Genomic DNA, 15,672 nt, shown 5'->3' with positions numbered 1-15,672 from the left:
TCGTCAGACGCGCGCCGCGTCGTTGGCAACTTCGGCGGCCACTTCACGCACGTTCAGCGCCTGCGGCGGCAGCGGATCGTGCGGGCGCGTCTCCAGCCAGAATCGGTACATCAGGTTCTTCGCGGTATCAAGGCGATACGCGCTCGTCGCACGCATGTCGGTGAGCGGCTGATAGTCGCGCTCGAGCGCCTGCATCGCGGCCTGCGCGGTGGCTTCGTGCCATGGCGCGCCGTCGAGCAGGCTTTCCGTGTGCGTCGCGCGCTTCGGCGTCGCGGCCATCCCGCCGAACGCAATGCGCGGCTCGCGGATCAGCTCGCCGTCCGCGATGAACGCGAACGCCGCGCACACCGCCGAAATGTCGGAGTCGAACCGCTTCGACAGCTTGTACGTCCGGAACTGCAGCTTCGCGCGCGCGCCGGTGCGGGTCGGCACCTTCAGGCCGACGACGAATTCGTGCGGCGCCATGTCCTTTTGCTGATAGCCGGTGTAGAGCGCCTCGAGCGGCAACTCGCGCACCGTGTCGCCGCCGCGCAGCACGACCCGCGCGCCGAGCGCGATCAGGCCCGGCATCGAGTCGCCGATCGGCGAACCGTTCGCGACATTGCCGCCGATCGTCCCCGCGTTGCGGATCGGCAGCGACGCGAAGCGCTTCCACATTTCGGTCAGTTCCGGATACGTGCCGGCGAGCGCCGCATACCCGTTCTCGACCGTCACGCCCGCGCCGATCTCGATCCAGTCGTCGCCGTGCACGACGTTCTGCAGTTCGGCGATCTGGCCGACGTAGATCAGGTCGTCCAGACGGCGCATCTGCTTGGTGACCCACAGGCCGATGTCGGTGCTGCCGGCGAGGATCCGCGCGGCGGGACGCTCGGCCTTGAGCGCGGCCAGCGCGTCGAGCGTGCGCGGCGCCGCGAAGCGCGCGCCGTCGGGCGTCGTGTAGTCGAACGTGTCGTCGCGCTTGAGCGACGCGAGCGTACGGGCGAGCGTGGCCGTGTCGACCGGCGCGGTAGACGCCGGCGCACCTTCGCCGGTCGCGTCGAACATCTGCACGGCCGCGTCGACGATCGGACGGTAGCCGGTGCAGCGGCACAGGTTGCCGGTCAGCGCATCGGCGATCTCGGTGCGCGTCGGCACGTCCTTCGCCTTTGCGCACGCGCTGCCGCAGCCTTCGTGGCCGTGCTTCTCGTACAGCGCCCACATCGACATCACGAAACCGGGCGTGCAGAACCCGCATTGCGACCCGTGGCAGTCGACCATCGCCTGCTGCACCGGATGCAGCGAACCGTCCGGCTGGCGCAGGTCTTCCACCGTCAGCAGCGCCTTGCCGTCGAGCGTCGGCAGGAACTGGATGCAGGCGTTGACGGCGTTGAATGCGACGGTGCCCGCGTCGGTCAGCTCGCCGACGACGACCGTGCACGCACCGCAGTCGCCTTCCGCGCAGCCTTCCTTGGTGCCGGTGCAGTGCGCATCCTCGCGCAGATACTGCAGCACGGTGCGGGTGACGTCCGCGCCGCTGACTTCGCGGACCGCGTGACGATGGTAGAAGCGGATCGGCTCACTCATGTCTCGTTCGTTCTTCAAGTGGGGGCAAGGCGGCCTGCGCGGGGCGCTCGACCGACGTTTCTCTGACAGTTTGCACGCTATCACCATCAAATTCCGCAACCCATAGCCCATCACGCATGGGGCCCATATAACTGTCGCGATATGGGCGCCGAGGCCGCCCGACGGGCGGCGCGCGCCTTGCTCCATCTGGATTCCGGGCTTGCCGGCGCCGCGCCGTCAGCGATTCTTCGGCAACGGAAACGGGGCGCGATTAACTAAATGGTCCCTGCGGGAAAACCGGTTCCATGGGAAAATCCCGATTCCGTTTTTCGCCGTCTTCCGCTCCGTTTCGCCCATTCGATCCGACCCCATGTCCACCGATTCCGCCACATCGCCGCGCAGCGGGTTTGCCGTCACGCTGCAAATCGTGTCCGTCGTCTGCTTCACGTTCATCTGCTACCTGACCATCGGCCTGCCGCTCGCCGTGCTGCCGGGCTTCGTCCACGACGACCTCGGCTTTTCCGCGATCGTCGCGGGCGGCGCGATCAGCGTCCAGTATTTCGCGACGCTCGCGTCGCGCCCGCTCGCCGGGCGCTTCGCCGACACGCTCGGGCCGAAGCAGACGGTGCTGCGCGGGCTGATCGGCTGCGGCGTGTCGGGCGTGCTGCTGCTCGTCGCGCTGCTGCTGGCCCACTGGCCGGTCGCGAGCCTCGTGCTGCTGGTCGCGAGCCGGCTCGTGCTCGGCGTCGGTGAGAGCCTGTGCGGCACCGGCGCGATCCTATGGGGCATCGGGCGGGTCGGCGTCGCACACAACGCCAAAGTGATCTCGTGGAACGGCATCGCGACCTACGGCGCGCTCGCGCTCGGCGCGCCGGTCGGCGTCGCGATCGCGCATACGCTGAATCCGGCGCTGATCGGCGTGATCGTGATCGCGCTCGCCGCGACCGGCTTTTATCTCGCACGCCTGATCGATTCCGTGCCGCTCGTGCACGGCGAACGGATGTCGTATGCGAGCGTGTTCACGCGCGTGCTGCCGCACGGCCTCGGTCTCGCGCTCGGCTCCGCCGGCTTCGGCTCGATCGCGACCTTCGTCACGCTGTACTACGCGGCGCGCCACTGGCCGAACGCCGCGCTGTCGCTGACCGTGTTCGGCACGCTGTTCATCGGCGCGCGCCTGCTGTTCGCGAACACGATCAAGACTTACGGCGGCTTCCGCGTCGCGATCGTGTCGTTCGCGTTCGAATGCTCGGGCCTCGTGCTGCTGTGGCTCGCGCCCGTGCCGCACGTCGCGCTCGTCGGCGCCGCGCTGACCGGCTTCGGCTTCGCGCTGATCTTCCCGGCGCTCGGCGTCGAGGCGGTCGCGCTGGTGCCACCGGCAAGCCGCGGCGCGGCGCTGTCCGCGTATTCGGTGTTCCTCGACCTGTCGCTCGGCATCACGGGCCCGCTCGCGGGCTATGTGGCCGGTGAGTTCGGTTATCCGCAGGTGTTCCTGTTCGCGGCGGTGGCCGCGGCGGCGGGCGTCGCGCTGTCGATGATGCTGTACCAGCGGCAGGCGCGGGTCGCGGGGAGCGGCGCGGCGGCTTGAGCGAGCCGCTCGCCGGCCGGCCAGGCGGCCGCTGCCCTGGCGGCCCAAAGGAAAACGCCCGCATCGCGCGGGCGTTTTTTGTTTCCGGCGGCGATCGCGGCGGCCGCCCCGGTCAGGCCGTGCGCAGGAACAACCGGCGCGTCAGGTCGAACGCGACGAGATTGCCGGCCAGCACGAGCAGCAGCCCGAGCACCGCGAGCGGCGACCACTGGTAGCCCTCGAAGACCGTCGACACGGCCAGCGCGACGATCGGGAACAGCACCGTGCAGTACGCGGCGCGCTCGGGCCCGATCCGGCCGACGAGGGTCAGGTATGCCGTGAAGCCGATCACCGAGCCCGGCACGGCCAGATAGAGAAGCGCGCCGATATAGCGGGGGCTCGGATCGATCATGAACGGCAGTCCGGCCACCGCACTGCCGACCGTCAGGATCGCCGCGCCGATCAGCATCGCCCAGCCGTTGGTCGCGAGCGGGTGCAGGCCCATCGACTGCATCCGGCTCGACAGCAGGTTGCCGGCCGAGAAGCACATCGTGCCCGCGAACGCGATCGCGAGGCCCGTCCAGGTCGCGTGATCGTCGAGGTGACCGGCCATCTGCTGCCAGAACAGGCATGCGATGCCGGTCAGCCCGAGCAGCGCGCCGGCGATCGCGGACGGCCGCAGCGGGCGGCCCATGAACAGCCGGCCGTTGATCGAGTTCAGCAGCGGCGCGGTCGAGAAGATCACGGCGACGAGGCCGCTCGGCACGACCTGCTCCGAATAGTAGAAGCACAGGAAATTCAGGCAGAACAGCGCGAAGCCCTGGGCGACGAGGTAGCGCCACGCCTCGCGCGGCGGGCGCACGGGCCGGCGCATCACGCGCAGCAGCGCGAACAGCACGGCGGCCGCGAGCCAGAAGCGCCACGCAATCGACACGGGCGGCGGCACGGCGCCGAGCTGCCATTTGATCGCGATCCAGGTGGTGCCCCAGATCAGCACGGTGACGAAATAAAGCGACAGGTTCATGGCGGCAACGAAGCGGAACGAGTGAAACGGACTCCGACTGTGCCGCCACCCTGCCGGCGCGGATTGTCCGGAATTGCGGTCTTTTTCGGGCGGCCGCACGGCGCGCTTCGCGCGCGCTTATACTCGCCCCATCATGAGTTCGCCCCTGTACGCCCCGCCCGCCGACCACGCGGCCGCCCTTGCCGGCGGTGCGATGCCGTTCGGCCTGCAGTCGGTGTGCCGCACGCTCGCCGAGGCGAACGCGACGCTCGAACGCTTCGCGTGGCTCGGCGACCATCTCGCGATCGCCGAATGGACGCGCATCACCGACGAAAGCGAGACGATCTACGAACAGCCCGGCCACCACACGCTGTCGTGCTATCTCGACGGCGGCTACCGGACGGAGCGCGAACGCGTGCCGCGCTACGGCGCGCCGAGCCTGCTGTGCGCGCTGCCGGGCGACCATGAATCGCGCTGGTGGGTGCGCGGCGAGATGCACTTCATCCACCTGTACTTCCTGCCCGAGCACTTCACGCAGCGCGCGATCCGCGAGCTCGATCGCGAGCCGCGCGAGCTGAAGCTCGCCGACCGCACCTATTTCGAGGATGCGCGCGTCGCGGCGCAGTTCCGTTCGCTCGCGCTCGAACGCTGGGACGATGCCGACGGACGGCTGCGCGTGAACGAAGCCGCGCACGACGTGCTGAGCCTGCTGCTGCGCGGCCAGAGCACGACGCGCACCAATGTGCCGTTCCGCGGCGGGCTCGCGCCGGCCGTGCGCCGCCGCGTGCGCGACTATATCGACAGCTACCTGTCGCAGCCGCTGACGCTCGGCGAACTGGCGAACGTCGCCGCGCTGTCCGAATACCATTTCTCGCGGATGTTCAGGCTGTCGTTCGGCCGCGCGCCGCACGCGTGGGTGGCCGAGCAGCGGCTCGCGCGGGCGCGGCTGCTGCTGCGCACGACGACGCTACCGCTCGCGCAGGTCGCGGCCGAATGCGGCTACGCGAACGCCGGCCACTTCAGCCATCGCTTTCGCGACGCGCACGGCACGACGCCGAACGCGTACCGGCGCGCGATGCAGGGCGGCTGAACGCCACGCGCCCCGGCCGTCGACGAGGCGGTTTCGTGCAGCGCACCCGCCTCGCCACTCTCGGCTCTCCGCTTACGTACCGCGCCGCGACAGTTCCTGCTCGAGCGCGGCCACGCCGGCCGGCAGGTCGACCGGCACCTTCAGGTCGTCCATCGTGCGGCCGAACGCGTGCAGCGTGCGGAACAGGTTGTGTTCGCGGCACTGTTCGCCCATCTGCCCGATCCGCACGATCGGCAGCCCGAACGAGCCCGAAATCTCGACCTGGTACTGCTTCGAGATATGGCCGCACACCATCCCCGGCGTGAGCCCTTCGGGCGTCTCGATCCCGACCACCGAGTTGAGCCGGCAGTCCTTCGGCGCATAGAGCGTGAGCCCCATCGCCTCGACGCCCGCCTGCAGCGCGAGCGAGCAGCGCAGATGGCGCGCGAAGCGGCTTTCGAGCGTCTCCGCGCAGACGAGCCGCAGCGCCTCGTGCAGCGCGAGCACGCCCGACACCGGCGCCGTGTAGTGATAGCCCGCGTTGTGCCAGAAGTTCTCCGCGAGCGCCATGTCGAGGCACCAGTGCGCATTCGGTTCCGGACGCTGCTTCATGCGCTCCCACGCGGCGTCGGAGAATGCGATCAGCGACACACCGGGGATCGACGACAGCCCCTTCTGGCCGCCCGTGATCACCGCGTCGATGCCCCATGCGTCCATCTCGAGCGGCATCGTCGACAGCGTGCACACCGCGTCGACCACGACCAGCGCGCCGGCCGCCTTCGCGAGCGCGGCGATGTCGCGCAGATCGCGGTTCCACACGGTGTTCGACGTCTCGCCCTGCACGATCGTGACGATTTCGGGCCGCTCGCGCGCGATCGCGTCCGCGATCTCGTCGAGGCTCGCGACCGAGCGGTCGGCCACCTCAAGCGTGGCGACGTCGGCGCCGACGCGCGTGGCCATCTCGGCCATCCGCGCGCTGAAGAAGCCGTTGCGGATCGACAGCACGCGCGTGCCGCGCCACGCGAGGTTCGAAATCGCCATCTCCATCGCGGCGGAGCCGGGGCCGGCCACGCCGAGCACCCACTTCGAGCGGGTCTGGAATACGTAGCGCGCCATCTCCTTCACCTGCTCGATGATCTTCGCCATCGTCGCGCCGAGGTGGTTGATCACGATCGTGTTCGCCTTCGCGACGGCGGCCGGGATCGGGACCGGGCCGGCCCCCATCATCAGCAGCGGTTCTTCGGGCAGGATCGCGTCGAGCGGCACGACGACGGGACAGGGAATCGGCGAGTAATCGATGGACATGGCAGGTCAAGAAGGAAGGAAGAAAACGCTCGGACGTCGTTCGCCGCACGGCATGGCGAACTGATCGATCATTCCCCGTTCCGCGCCCGCGCGCAAGAGGCACGCGCCGCCGGACAGCGCGACGCTGGCCCGGTCGACGGACCGGGCCAGCCGGCCGCGCCTGCGCCGCATGAGCGGATTTCGCCATGCCGCGGCATTGCCGTGCGGATGCGTAACGGTTCCATCCGCAGTTCGATGTCCGCGATTTTCTCGCGCAGTATGCGCGACGCGCTCCGGATGCCCGCGTTCTGCACGATACATGCATCGGCCGGAATACCGGCCATCACGATAAAAATCGCGCGAATGGAATCGGTCCACGAAAACCGGGCCCGGTAAAAAACATCCATTATCGCGGCATCAATTGGTGAGCGATTTCACCCATTACCGCACCAGGCCACACACGATCACGCACAATGCATTGATTTAAATGGTAAACATTCAAACCACCGGCAGTTTCACTCAATTCACTTCCGGCTATCCCCCGCATACACACACGACACTGCCCCGCTAAATCGATACCCGCGATTTCGATTTTACGCAACCCGCCCTTTTTCTCAGGTTGACGGATATCGGTTCTGTAATGAACAATCGTCTGCAGAATCGAAAACCGATTTTTCGATACGGGCCAGAACCCCGGTGTCACGCGACGGTTTTCCAGGTCGCGCAACGAAAAATCACAACCAAAATCAATCAACCGGGCCAGAAATCCGCGAGCCATGAACCAGATTCAGACCATGCGTGTGTTTGTCTGCGTCGCCGAGCAGCAGAGCTTCCGGCGCGCGGCGCACCATCTAGGCGTGTCCAATGCGCTCGTCACGCGCTCGATCGCGATGCTCGAGTCTCACCTGAACACGCGGTTGATCCACCGCACCACGCGCAACCTGTCGCTGACCGAGGCCGGCCTGCGCTACCTCGACGGCTGCCGTGCGCTGCTCGAGGAATTCGACCACCTCGAGGCGTCCGTCGCGCACGCCGTGCGCGAGCCCGCCGGCACGCTGCGCGTCGTCGCGTCGGGCCTGCTGTCGCCGCTGGCGCTCACGCCGCTCGTCAGCAGTTTCCGGCACCGCTACCCCGAACTGCGCGTGCAGCTCACCGTCGCCGAAGGGCCGCTCGACGTGCTCGATTCCGGCTACGACGTCGGCATCGCGACGGGCAACCGGCTCGACGGCAACCCGACCCTGATCGGCCACGCACTCGCGCCGAGCCCGTTCGTCGCCTGCGCGGCGCCCGCGTATCTCGAACGGCGCGGCGAGCCGCGCGCACCCGACGACCTGCCGGGTCACGACTGGGTCGCGCTCGCGCCGCACCAGCATGCGCCCGCGTGGCGGCTGGTCGGCCACGACGGCGTCACGCATTCGATCACGGTGCGCCCGACCTGCACGGTCAACCAGCTGGCGCTCGTGCAGGCGGCGGCCGTCGCCGGGTCCGGCATCGCGGTGCTGCCCGAGCCGAGCATCGCCGACGCGCTCGCCGCCGGCACGCTCGTGCGGCTGCTGCCCGCCTACCGGATCGACGACCCGGACGCGCAACTGTCGCTCGTCTACCCGAACCGCCAGTACGTGCCGGCCCGCACGCGCAGCTTCGTCGAGCATGCGCTCGAGCACTTCGGCGCGCAGGCGGCCCGCGAGCGGTCCGGCTACGGCTTCCTGCGCTCGCCCGATCGCGCCGACATCGTCACCGGCCGGCAGACGGGCCTGCAGTAAACTGCACGCGACAGCCATCGGAGGTGCAGCGTGCGTGTGATCCTGTTCAGCAGCCGGCAGTACGACGACGAATCGTTTACCGCCGCCAATCGGCAATTCGGCTATCGGCTGCACTTCCAGCCGTCGCACCTCGACGCGGAAACCGCGATCCTCGCGCACGGCTACGAGGTCGTGTGTCCGTTCGTCAACGACACCGTCGACGCGGCCGTGCTCGAACGGCTCGCCGACGGCGGCACGCGCCTGATCGCGCTGCGCTCGGCGGGTTTCAACCACGTCGACCTGGCGGCCGCCGAGCGGCTCGGCATCGCCGTCGTGCGCGTGCCGGCGTACTCGCCGCATGCCGTTGCCGAACACGCGGTCGCGCTGATCCTCGCACTCAACCGCCGGCTGCCGCGCGCGGTCGCACGCACGCGCGAAGGCGACTTCTCGCTGAACGGCCTGCTTGGCTTCGACCTGCACGGCAAGACCGTCGGCGTGATCGGCACCGGCCTGATCGGCAGCGTGTTCGCGAAGATCATGATGGGCTTCGGGATGCACGTGCTCGCGCACTCGATGCCGCCGTACGACGACGAATTGATCGCGTTCGGCGCGCGCTACGTCGAACTCGACGAGCTGCTGCACCAATCGGACATCGTCAGCCTGCACTGCCCGCTGCTGCCGTCGACGCACCATCTGATCAACGCGCAGACGCTCGCGCGGATGAAGCACGGCGCGATGCTGATCAACACCGGCCGCGGCGGCCTCGTCGACGCGCAGGCGCTGGTCGACGCGCTCAAGAGCGGGCAGCTCGGCCATCTCGGGCTCGACGTGTACGAAGAGGAAAGCGGCCTGTTCTTCGAGGATCACTCCGACCTGCCGCTGCAGGACGACGTCCTCGCGCGCCTGCTGACATTCCCGAACGTGATCGTCACGTCGCACCAGGCGTTCTTCACGCGCGAGGCGCTCGCCGAGATCGCGCATACGACGCTGCTGAACATCGAGGCGTGGCACGCCGGCACGCCGACCAACGTCGTCACGACGGGGCGCTGATCCACGGCGCGCGGCGCACGCGATCCGTCAACGATTCATCATTTTGTTTTGACTGATGTAACGCCGCGCGGCCGGCGTCTGCTATCGTTGCGCCGACTTCCCCCTTGCTTCTGCCGCTCATGCGTTTCGACGACTCCGCCATTGCCGCGGTCTACCGCGCCATCTTCGAACGGCGCGACATGCGCCACTTCACGCCGGCGCCCGTCGATCCGGCCACGCTCGCGCGGCTCCTGCGCGCCGCGCACCACGCGCCGAGCGTCGGTTTCATGCAGCCGTGGCGCTTCATCCGCATCACCGATCCCGCGCTGCGCACCGCGATCCACGCGCTGGTCGAGGCCGAGCGCCGCGCGACCGCCGACGCGCTCGGCGAGCGGCAGGACGAATTCATGCGGCTGAAGGTCGAAGGCGTGCGCGAATGCGGCGAGTTGCTGGTCGTCGCGCTGACCGACGATCGGGAGCGCCACGTGTTCGGCCGCCGCACGCTGCCGGAGATGGACCTCGCGTCCGCCGCCTGCGCAATCCAGAACATGTGGCTCGCCGCGCGCGCCGAAGGGCTCGGGATGGGCTGGGTGTCGCTGTTCGATGTCGACGCGCTGCGCACGCTGCTCGGCATGCCGGCCGGCGCGAAACCGATCGCCGTGCTGTGCGTCGGGCATGTCGATGCGTTCTATGCGAAGCCGATGCTCGAGGAGGAGCGCTGGGCCGCGCGGATGCCGATCGAGGCATGCCTGTTCGAAAACGGGTGGGACGCACCGGCGACGCAAACCGCCGATTGCACGGCAAATGCCGGCACGTCAGGCGGATCGTCGCCGTCGTCATCGCCGTCGCCCGAGGTGGCAGCACCGGCCGACCGCTCCGACTCGACATCAGCCGGCGCCCTGCCCGAGCGTTAATCGAGCCCGGCGCGCGAAAAGCGCCGCTCCACCGGCGTCGCTCCGACCCGAATTTTTGCCGCGTTGCCGACGTCGGACATCGTTCAATCCCACACTGTGACACCCTGCGGCCGCTACCGCGTCGCACGCCGGCAACATCCGTTTTGGCCCCGAGCATAGGGGTTTTCACTGAAGTAGAATCGCGGCTGATGTCCCCCCGCCCCGCCCGCCGCGCGCATCCCGCGCCGGCCTCGGGCCGCGGCCTTTCCGTAGCCCACCGCGATGCCATTACCTCTTTTCGCCCTTGCCGTCGCCGCATTTGGAATCGGTACCACCGAGTTCGTGATCATGGGGCTGCTGCCCAACGTCGCCCGCGACCTCGGCGTGTCGATCCCGGCCGCCGGGATGCTCGTGTCGGGCTACGCGCTCGGCGTGACGATCGGCGCGCCGATCCTCGCGATCGTCACCGCGAGAATGCCGCGCAAGCGCGCGCTGATGGGCCTGATCGGGCTGTTCATCGCGGGCAACCTGTTCTGCGCGATCGCGCCCGGCTACGCGGTGCTGATGGCCGCGCGCGTCGTCACCGCGTTCTGCCACGGTGCGTTCTTCGGGATCGGCTCGGTGGTCGCGAGCAACCTCGTCGCGCCGAACCGGCGCGCGCAGGCGATCGCGCTGATGTTCACCGGCCTCACGCTCGCGAACGTGCTCGGCGTGCCGCTCGGCACCGCGCTTGGCCAGGCGTGGGGCTGGCGCGCGACGTTCTGGGCCGTCACCGGCATCGGCATCGCCGCGGCCGCCGCGCTCGCGGTGTGCCTGCCAAGGAACCTCGCGATGCCCGACACCAGCATCACGCGGGAATTCAGCGTGCTGAAGCATCCGCAGGTGCTGATGGTGCTCGGCATCAGCGTGCTGGCGTCCGCGAGCCTGTTCAGCGTGTTCACGTACATCACGCCGATCCTCGAGGACGTGACGGGCTTCTCGCCGCGCCAGGTCACCTATGTGCTGCTGTTATTCGGTCTCGGCCTGACCGTCGGCGGCACGCTCGGCGGCAAGCTCGCCGACTGGCGCCGGATGCCGTCGCTGATCGCGACGCTCGCGCTGATCGGCATCGTCCTCGCGCTGTTCGCGGGCACGATGCACCTGCCGTTCGCGGCGCTCGCGACGATCTTCGTGTGGGGCATCCTCGCGTTCGCGATCGTGCCGCCGCTGCAGATCCTGATCGTCGATCGCGCGAGCGACGCGCCGAACCTCGCGTCGACGCTGAACCAGGGCGCGTTCAACCTCGGCAACGCGACGGGCGCCTGGCTCGGCGGGATGGCGATCGGCTCCGGCGTGTCGCTCGTGAACCTGCCGTGGGTCGGTGCCGCGATGGCGGTAGCCGCGCTCGCGCTCACGCTGTGGTCGGCGTCGCTCGAGCGCCGTCCGGTGAGCGGGCCGACCGGATACGTGTAACGCGCGCGCAGCGGCGAAGCGTGGCGGTGCAGCGGCCGGGCCGCATGCCTCGTCGTTCGTTGCGCGCGCAACGCCATGCGAACCTGATGGCCTTCATGGACCTTTCAGGGTCCGCGGTGTAGCATCGCGGCCGATGAAAGCCATTCTCAATCGTGATTTCCTCGCGCTGATCCTGAGCGTCGCGGTCGTCGGTCTCGGCACCGGCGCGACGATGCCGCTCACCGCGCTCGCCCTGACCGAAGCCGGACACGGCACCAACGTCGTCGGCATGCTGACGGCCGCGCAGGCCCTGGGTGGCCTCGCGATCGTCCCGTTCGTCACCGCACTCGCGCGGCGCATCGGCTCGCGCCGCGCGATCGTCGTGTCGGTCGTGCTGCTCGCGGCGGCCACGGCGCTGATGCAGTTCACGTCGAACCTGATCATATGGGGCGTGCTGCGCGTGCTGTGCGGCGCGGCGCTGATGCTGCTGTTCACGATCGGCGAGGCATGGGTCAACCAGCTCGCCGACGATTCGACGCGCGGCCGCGTGGTCGCGATCTACGCGACCAACTTCACGCTGTTCCAGATGGCAGGCCCCGTGCTCGTCAGCCAGATCGCCGGCGCGACGAGCATCCGCTTCGCGCTGTGCGGCGCATTGTTCCTGCTCGCGCTGCCGACGCTCGCGACGATCCGCCGCGCGCCGCTCGCCGGCGACGACGCGCATCACGCAGCGCACGACAGCTGGCTCGCCGTGCTGCCGCGCATGCCCGCGCTGATCATCGGCACCGGCTTCTTCGCGCTGTTCGATACGCTCGCGCTGTCGCTGCTGCCGCTCTATGCGATGGATCACGGCGTCGCGAGCGCGACCGCCGTGCTGCTCGCGTCGATCATGCTGTTCGGCGATACCGCGATGCAATTTCCGATCGGCTGGCTCGCGGACAAGCTCGGCCGCGAACGCGTGCACCTCGGCGCCGGCTGGATCGTGCTCGCGGGCCTGCCGCTGCTGCCGTTCGTGATCGCGAACCCGTGGCTGTGCTGGCCGTTGCTATTCGTGCTCGGCGCGGCGGCCGGCAGCATCTACACGCTGTCGCTCGTCGCATGCGGCGAACGCTTCCGCGGCGCGGCGCTCGTCACCGCGAGCTCGCTCGTGTCGGCATCGTGGAGCGCCGCGAGCTTCGGCGGCCCACTGGTCGCCGGCGCGTTGATGGAGCAACTGGGCAGCAACGCGCTGATCGGCGTGCTGGTCGTCTGCGTCGCCGCGTTCGTCGCGGCCGCGCTGTGGGAACGACGCGTCGCGTTGCAGCGCGCGGTCTGACGCCGACGCAGATGTTGGCGCCGACGCTCGTGCGCAGCGTCACGCACCAGCGCTTGCGTACCGCCGCCCGCCACCCGCCGCCGAAATGAAAACGGCCCGCACAATGCGGGCCGCCCTCTGCATCCGGACTACGCGTAACGAGTCGCGGTGCAGTCCGTCATACGCTGCGCGCCGGCAGGATCTTGCCGGCACATGCGCCGAAACCGACGCGATAGCCGTCGCCCTGGCACCAGCCCGCGAGCGTGAGCTCGTCGCCGTCCTCGATGAACGCGCGGCTGCCGCCACCGTTCAGCGCGAGCGGCTCCGTGCCGTTCCACGTCAATTCGAGCAGGCTGCCGAACGAGTCCTTCGTCGGCCCGCTGATCGTGCCCGATCCCATCAGGTCGCCGACGCGCGTGTTGCAGCCCGCGACCGTGTGATGCGCGAGCTGCTGCGCCATCGTCCAGTACATGTGCTTGAAGTTGGTGCGGCAGATCGACGTCGCTTCGGCGGCGCCCTCCGCGCGCAGCGTCACTTCGAGCGCGATGTCGAACGCATGCTTGCCCGCGTGCCGCAGATACGCGAGCGGCTGCGGCGACTGTTCGGGCTGCTCGACGCGAAACGGTTCGAGCGCGTCGAGCGTGACGATCCACGGCGAGATCGTCGTCGCGAAGGTCTTCGCATTGAACGGGCCGAGCGGCACGTATTCCCACTGCTGGATGTCGCGCGCGCTCCAGTCGTTCAGCAGCACCATCCCGAAGATGTGCGCTTCGGCATCCTCGCAGGCGATCGGCTCGCCGAGCGCGTTGCCGCGGCCGACGATGAAGCCCGTCTCCAGCTCGATGTCGAGCTTGCGGCATGCGCCGAACACCGGACGTTCCTGGTCGGGCAGCTTCAATTGGCCGTTCGGGCGCCGCACCGGCGTGCCGCTCACGACCACCGACGACGCGCGGCCGTTATAACCGATCGGCATCTCCGACCAGTTCGGCAGCAGTGCATTCTTCGGATCGCGAAACATCGATCCGACGTTGGTCGCATGCTCCTTCGACGAATAGAAATCGGTATAGCCAGGAATGTCGACCGGCAGGTGCAGCGTCGCGTCGCGCTGCGCGACGAGCACGTGCGCGCGCAGCGCGGCGTCATCGCGCAGCCGCGCGTCCTCGCGCGAGAACAGGCCCGACAGCTGCACGCGCACGCTGCGCCATGCGTCGCGGCCGAGCGCGATGAACGGGTTGAGCGTCGGCGCGGCGAACACGTCGGCGCCGGCTGGCAGCATCACGAGGCCCGCACGCGCGAGCGCGGCGAGGTCGACGATCTGGTCGCCGAGCGCGACGCCCGCGCGGCGCGCCGGTTGCTTCGCATCGCTGAAGATCCCGAACGGCAGGTTCTGGATCGGAAAATCGCAAGCGGGATCGTTCGCCGTCTCGACCCAGCTCTTGCGGGCCGGGTCGAGCGTCGCGCGCCAGTCTTGGGTATCGCTCATCGTTGCTCCGGATTGAAGTGTTTCTTGATGCCTTGCCAGCATTCGAAGTAATCGGCCTGCAGCTGCGCGGTGTCGAGCGCATAGCGCGTCGGCCGGATCAGCGTGCGGGTCTCGAACATGAACGCCATTGTCGCGTCGACCTTGTGCGGCTTCGTCGTGTCGCTCGCCGACGCCTTCTCGAACGTGTCCGCATCCGGTCCGTGGCCCGACATGCAGTTGTGCAGGCTCGCGCCGCCCGGCACGAAGCCTTCGGCCTTCGCGTCGTACGCGCCGTGCACGAGCCCCATGAACTCGCTCGCGACGTTGCGGTGGAACCACGGCGGACGGAACGTATCCTCGGCCGCGAGCCAGCGCGGCGGGAAGATCACGAAGTCGATCGAGTCGACGCCCGGCGTGTCGCTTGGCGACTGCAGCACGAGGAAGATCGACGGATCGGGATGGTCGAAGCTGATCGAGCCGATCGTGTTGAACAGACGCAGGTCGTATTTGTACGGCGCGTAGTTGCCGTGCCACGCGACGACGTCGAACGGCGAATGGCCGATGTCCGCGCGCCACAGGCGCCCGTTCAGCTTCGCGACCAGTTCGAACGCGCCTTCGCGATCCTCGTACGCGGCCTGCGGCGTGAGGAAATCGCGCGGGTTCGCGAGCCCGTTCGAGCCGATGGGGCCGAGGTCCGGCAGGCGCAGCAGCGCGCCGAAGTTCTCGCAGATGTAACCGCGCGCATCGCCGTCCGGCAGCGCGACGGAAAAACGCACGCCGCGCGGGATCACCGCGATCTCGAACGGCTCGACGTCGAGCTGCCCGAATTCGGTCGCGATGAAGAGCCGCCCCTGCTGCGGCACGATCAGCAGTTCGCCGTCGGCGCTGTAGAAGAAGCGGTCCTGCATCGAGCGGTTCGCCGCGTACAGATGGATCGCGCAGCCGTTCATCGCGGCCGCCGAGCCGTTGCCGGCCATCGTCACGAGCCCTTCGACGAAATCGGTCGGCTCGACCGGCATCGGCAGCGGATCCCAGCGCAACTGGTTCGGCGGCGTCGGCGGCACGTCGGCCGAATCGCCGAATTCCGACACGAGCCGCTGCGTGCCCGCGAACGGCTCGAACGGCCGGTGCACGGCCGCCGGCCGGATCCGGTACAGCCACGAGCGGCGGTTGTGGCTGCGCGGCGAGGTAAACGCGGTGCCCGACAACTGCTCCGCATACAAGCCGTACGGCGCGCGCTGCGGCGAGTTGCGGCCGTGCGGCAGCGCGCCGGGCAGCGCCTCGGTCGCGAATTCGTTCGCGAAACCGCTCAGGTAGCCGGCTCGCGCCGGTTTCGACAGGTCAAGCGTCATCGTTTCC

At 68.8% G+C, this 15,672-nt stretch carries 13 protein-coding genes; 7 read left to right on the top strand and 6 right to left on the bottom strand.

The window, feature by feature from the left end; translation table 11 throughout:
• Nucleotides 1-3: 3 nt before the first annotated feature.
• On the bottom strand, nucleotides 4-1,563 hold the full coding sequence (xdhA, locus tag WS87_RS04840; protein ID WP_059820132.1) for a xanthine dehydrogenase small subunit: 1,560 nt from the start codon (nucleotides 1,561-1,563) through the stop codon (nucleotides 4-6).
• 349 nt (nucleotides 1,564-1,912) lie between these two features.
• Here xdhA and WS87_RS04835 point away from each other — a divergent pair, with 349 nt between their 5' ends.
• Nucleotides 1,913-3,127 (top strand): MFS transporter, encoded by a 1,215-nt coding sequence (locus WS87_RS04835; RefSeq protein ID WP_059690711.1) that lies wholly within the window; start codon nucleotides 1,913-1,915, stop codon nucleotides 3,125-3,127.
• A 112-nt stretch (nucleotides 3,128-3,239) separates the two neighbouring features.
• Here WS87_RS04835 and WS87_RS04830 read toward each other — a convergent pair whose 3' ends face one another.
• Nucleotides 3,240-4,130, bottom strand: a complete 891-nt coding sequence (locus WS87_RS04830; protein ID WP_059820131.1) for a DMT family transporter — start codon at nucleotides 4,128-4,130, stop codon at nucleotides 3,240-3,242.
• Nucleotides 4,131-4,263: 133 nt separating this feature from the next.
• Between WS87_RS04830 and WS87_RS04825 the strand changes: the two genes are divergently transcribed.
• On the top strand, nucleotides 4,264-5,199 hold the full coding sequence (locus WS87_RS04825; protein WP_059820130.1) for an AraC family transcriptional regulator: 936 nt from the start codon (nucleotides 4,264-4,266) through the stop codon (nucleotides 5,197-5,199).
• A 72-nt stretch (nucleotides 5,200-5,271) separates the two neighbouring features.
• Here the strand turns inward: WS87_RS04825 and WS87_RS04820 are convergent, their stop codons facing one another.
• Nucleotides 5,272-6,483 (bottom strand): pyridoxal-phosphate-dependent aminotransferase family protein, encoded by a 1,212-nt coding sequence (locus tag WS87_RS04820; RefSeq protein WP_059699324.1) that lies wholly within the window; start codon nucleotides 6,481-6,483, stop codon nucleotides 5,272-5,274.
• A 385-nt stretch (nucleotides 6,484-6,868) separates the two neighbouring features.
• Nucleotides 6,869-7,240, bottom strand: a complete 372-nt coding sequence (locus WS87_RS33475; protein WP_159085635.1) for a hypothetical protein — start codon at nucleotides 7,238-7,240, stop codon at nucleotides 6,869-6,871.
• Between WS87_RS33475 and WS87_RS04815 the strand changes: the two genes are divergently transcribed.
• From WS87_RS04815 to WS87_RS04795, 5 genes are all read left to right on the top strand, one after another.
• Entirely contained in the window at nucleotides 7,239-8,225 is a 987-nt protein-coding gene (locus WS87_RS04815; protein WP_059820128.1) for a LysR family transcriptional regulator, read from the top strand. The two genes, WS87_RS33475 and WS87_RS04815, sit on opposite strands and share 2 nt — an antisense overlap.
• A 30-nt stretch (nucleotides 8,226-8,255) precedes the next feature.
• Nucleotides 8,256-9,254 (top strand): 2-hydroxyacid dehydrogenase, encoded by a 999-nt coding sequence (locus WS87_RS04810; protein ID WP_059690708.1) that lies wholly within the window; start codon nucleotides 8,256-8,258, stop codon nucleotides 9,252-9,254.
• A 119-nt stretch (nucleotides 9,255-9,373) separates the two neighbouring features.
• On the top strand, nucleotides 9,374-10,147 hold the full coding sequence (gene bluB, locus WS87_RS04805; protein ID WP_059820127.1) for a 5,6-dimethylbenzimidazole synthase: 774 nt from the start codon (nucleotides 9,374-9,376) through the stop codon (nucleotides 10,145-10,147).
• Between the two features lie 261 nt (nucleotides 10,148-10,408).
• Nucleotides 10,409-11,578 (top strand): MFS transporter, encoded by a 1,170-nt coding sequence (locus tag WS87_RS04800; RefSeq protein ID WP_059530493.1) that lies wholly within the window; start codon nucleotides 10,409-10,411, stop codon nucleotides 11,576-11,578.
• A gap of 133 nt (nucleotides 11,579-11,711) precedes the next feature.
• Nucleotides 11,712-12,872: an MFS transporter gene (locus tag WS87_RS04795; protein WP_059820126.1), complete on the top strand. Its 1,161-nt coding sequence runs from the start codon at nucleotides 11,712-11,714 to the stop codon at nucleotides 12,870-12,872.
• 157 nt (nucleotides 12,873-13,029) lie between these two features.
• On the opposite strand, the gene fahA is transcribed toward WS87_RS04795, so the two are convergent.
• Complete coding sequence (fahA, locus tag WS87_RS04790) at nucleotides 13,030-14,334, bottom strand: fumarylacetoacetase (RefSeq protein WP_059820125.1); 1,305 nt, start codon at nucleotides 14,332-14,334, stop codon at nucleotides 13,030-13,032.
• Complete coding sequence (hmgA, locus tag WS87_RS04785; RefSeq protein ID WP_059820124.1) at nucleotides 14,331-15,665, bottom strand: homogentisate 1,2-dioxygenase; 1,335 nt, start codon at nucleotides 15,663-15,665, stop codon at nucleotides 14,331-14,333. The genes fahA and hmgA overlap by 4 nt, the downstream gene beginning before the upstream one ends.
• Between the last annotated feature and the right edge of the window lie 7 nt (nucleotides 15,666-15,672).

The sequence above is a fragment of the Burkholderia sp. MSMB0856 genome, from assembly GCF_001524645.2.
Classification (GTDB): domain Bacteria; phylum Pseudomonadota; class Gammaproteobacteria; order Burkholderiales; family Burkholderiaceae; genus Burkholderia; species Burkholderia diffusa.
This window is presented reverse-complemented; position numbering and strand designations above follow the sequence as displayed.

Bases quoted from the DNA above. Each gene is read 5' to 3' on its own strand.
- xdhA (WP_059820132.1), bottom strand. From the start codon at position 1,563: ATGAGTGAGCCGATCCGCTTCTACCATCGTCACGCGGTCCGCGAAGTC.
- WS87_RS04835 (WP_059690711.1), top strand. From the start codon at position 1,913: ATGTCCACCGATTCCGCCACATCGCCGCGCAGCGGGTTTGCCGTCACG.
- WS87_RS04830 (WP_059820131.1), bottom strand. From the start codon at position 4,130: ATGAACCTGTCGCTTTATTTCGTCACCGTGCTGATCTGGGGCACCACC.
- WS87_RS04825 (WP_059820130.1), top strand. From the start codon at position 4,264: ATGAGTTCGCCCCTGTACGCCCCGCCCGCCGACCACGCGGCCGCCCTT.
- WS87_RS04820 (WP_059699324.1), bottom strand. From the start codon at position 6,483: ATGTCCATCGATTACTCGCCGATTCCCTGTCCCGTCGTCGTGCCGCTC.
- WS87_RS04815 (WP_059820128.1), top strand. From the start codon at position 7,239: ATGAACCAGATTCAGACCATGCGTGTGTTTGTCTGCGTCGCCGAGCAG.
- WS87_RS33475 (WP_159085635.1), bottom strand. From the start codon at position 7,240: ATGGCTCGCGGATTTCTGGCCCGGTTGATTGATTTTGGTTGTGATTTT.
- bluB (WP_059820127.1), top strand. From the start codon at position 9,374: ATGCGTTTCGACGACTCCGCCATTGCCGCGGTCTACCGCGCCATCTTC.
- WS87_RS04800 (WP_059530493.1), top strand. From the start codon at position 10,409: ATGCCATTACCTCTTTTCGCCCTTGCCGTCGCCGCATTTGGAATCGGT.
- WS87_RS04795 (WP_059820126.1), top strand. From the start codon at position 11,712: ATGAAAGCCATTCTCAATCGTGATTTCCTCGCGCTGATCCTGAGCGTC.
- fahA (WP_059820125.1), bottom strand. From the start codon at position 14,334: ATGAGCGATACCCAAGACTGGCGCGCGACGCTCGACCCGGCCCGCAAG.
- hmgA (WP_059820124.1), bottom strand. From the start codon at position 15,665: ATGACGCTTGACCTGTCGAAACCGGCGCGAGCCGGCTACCTGAGCGGT.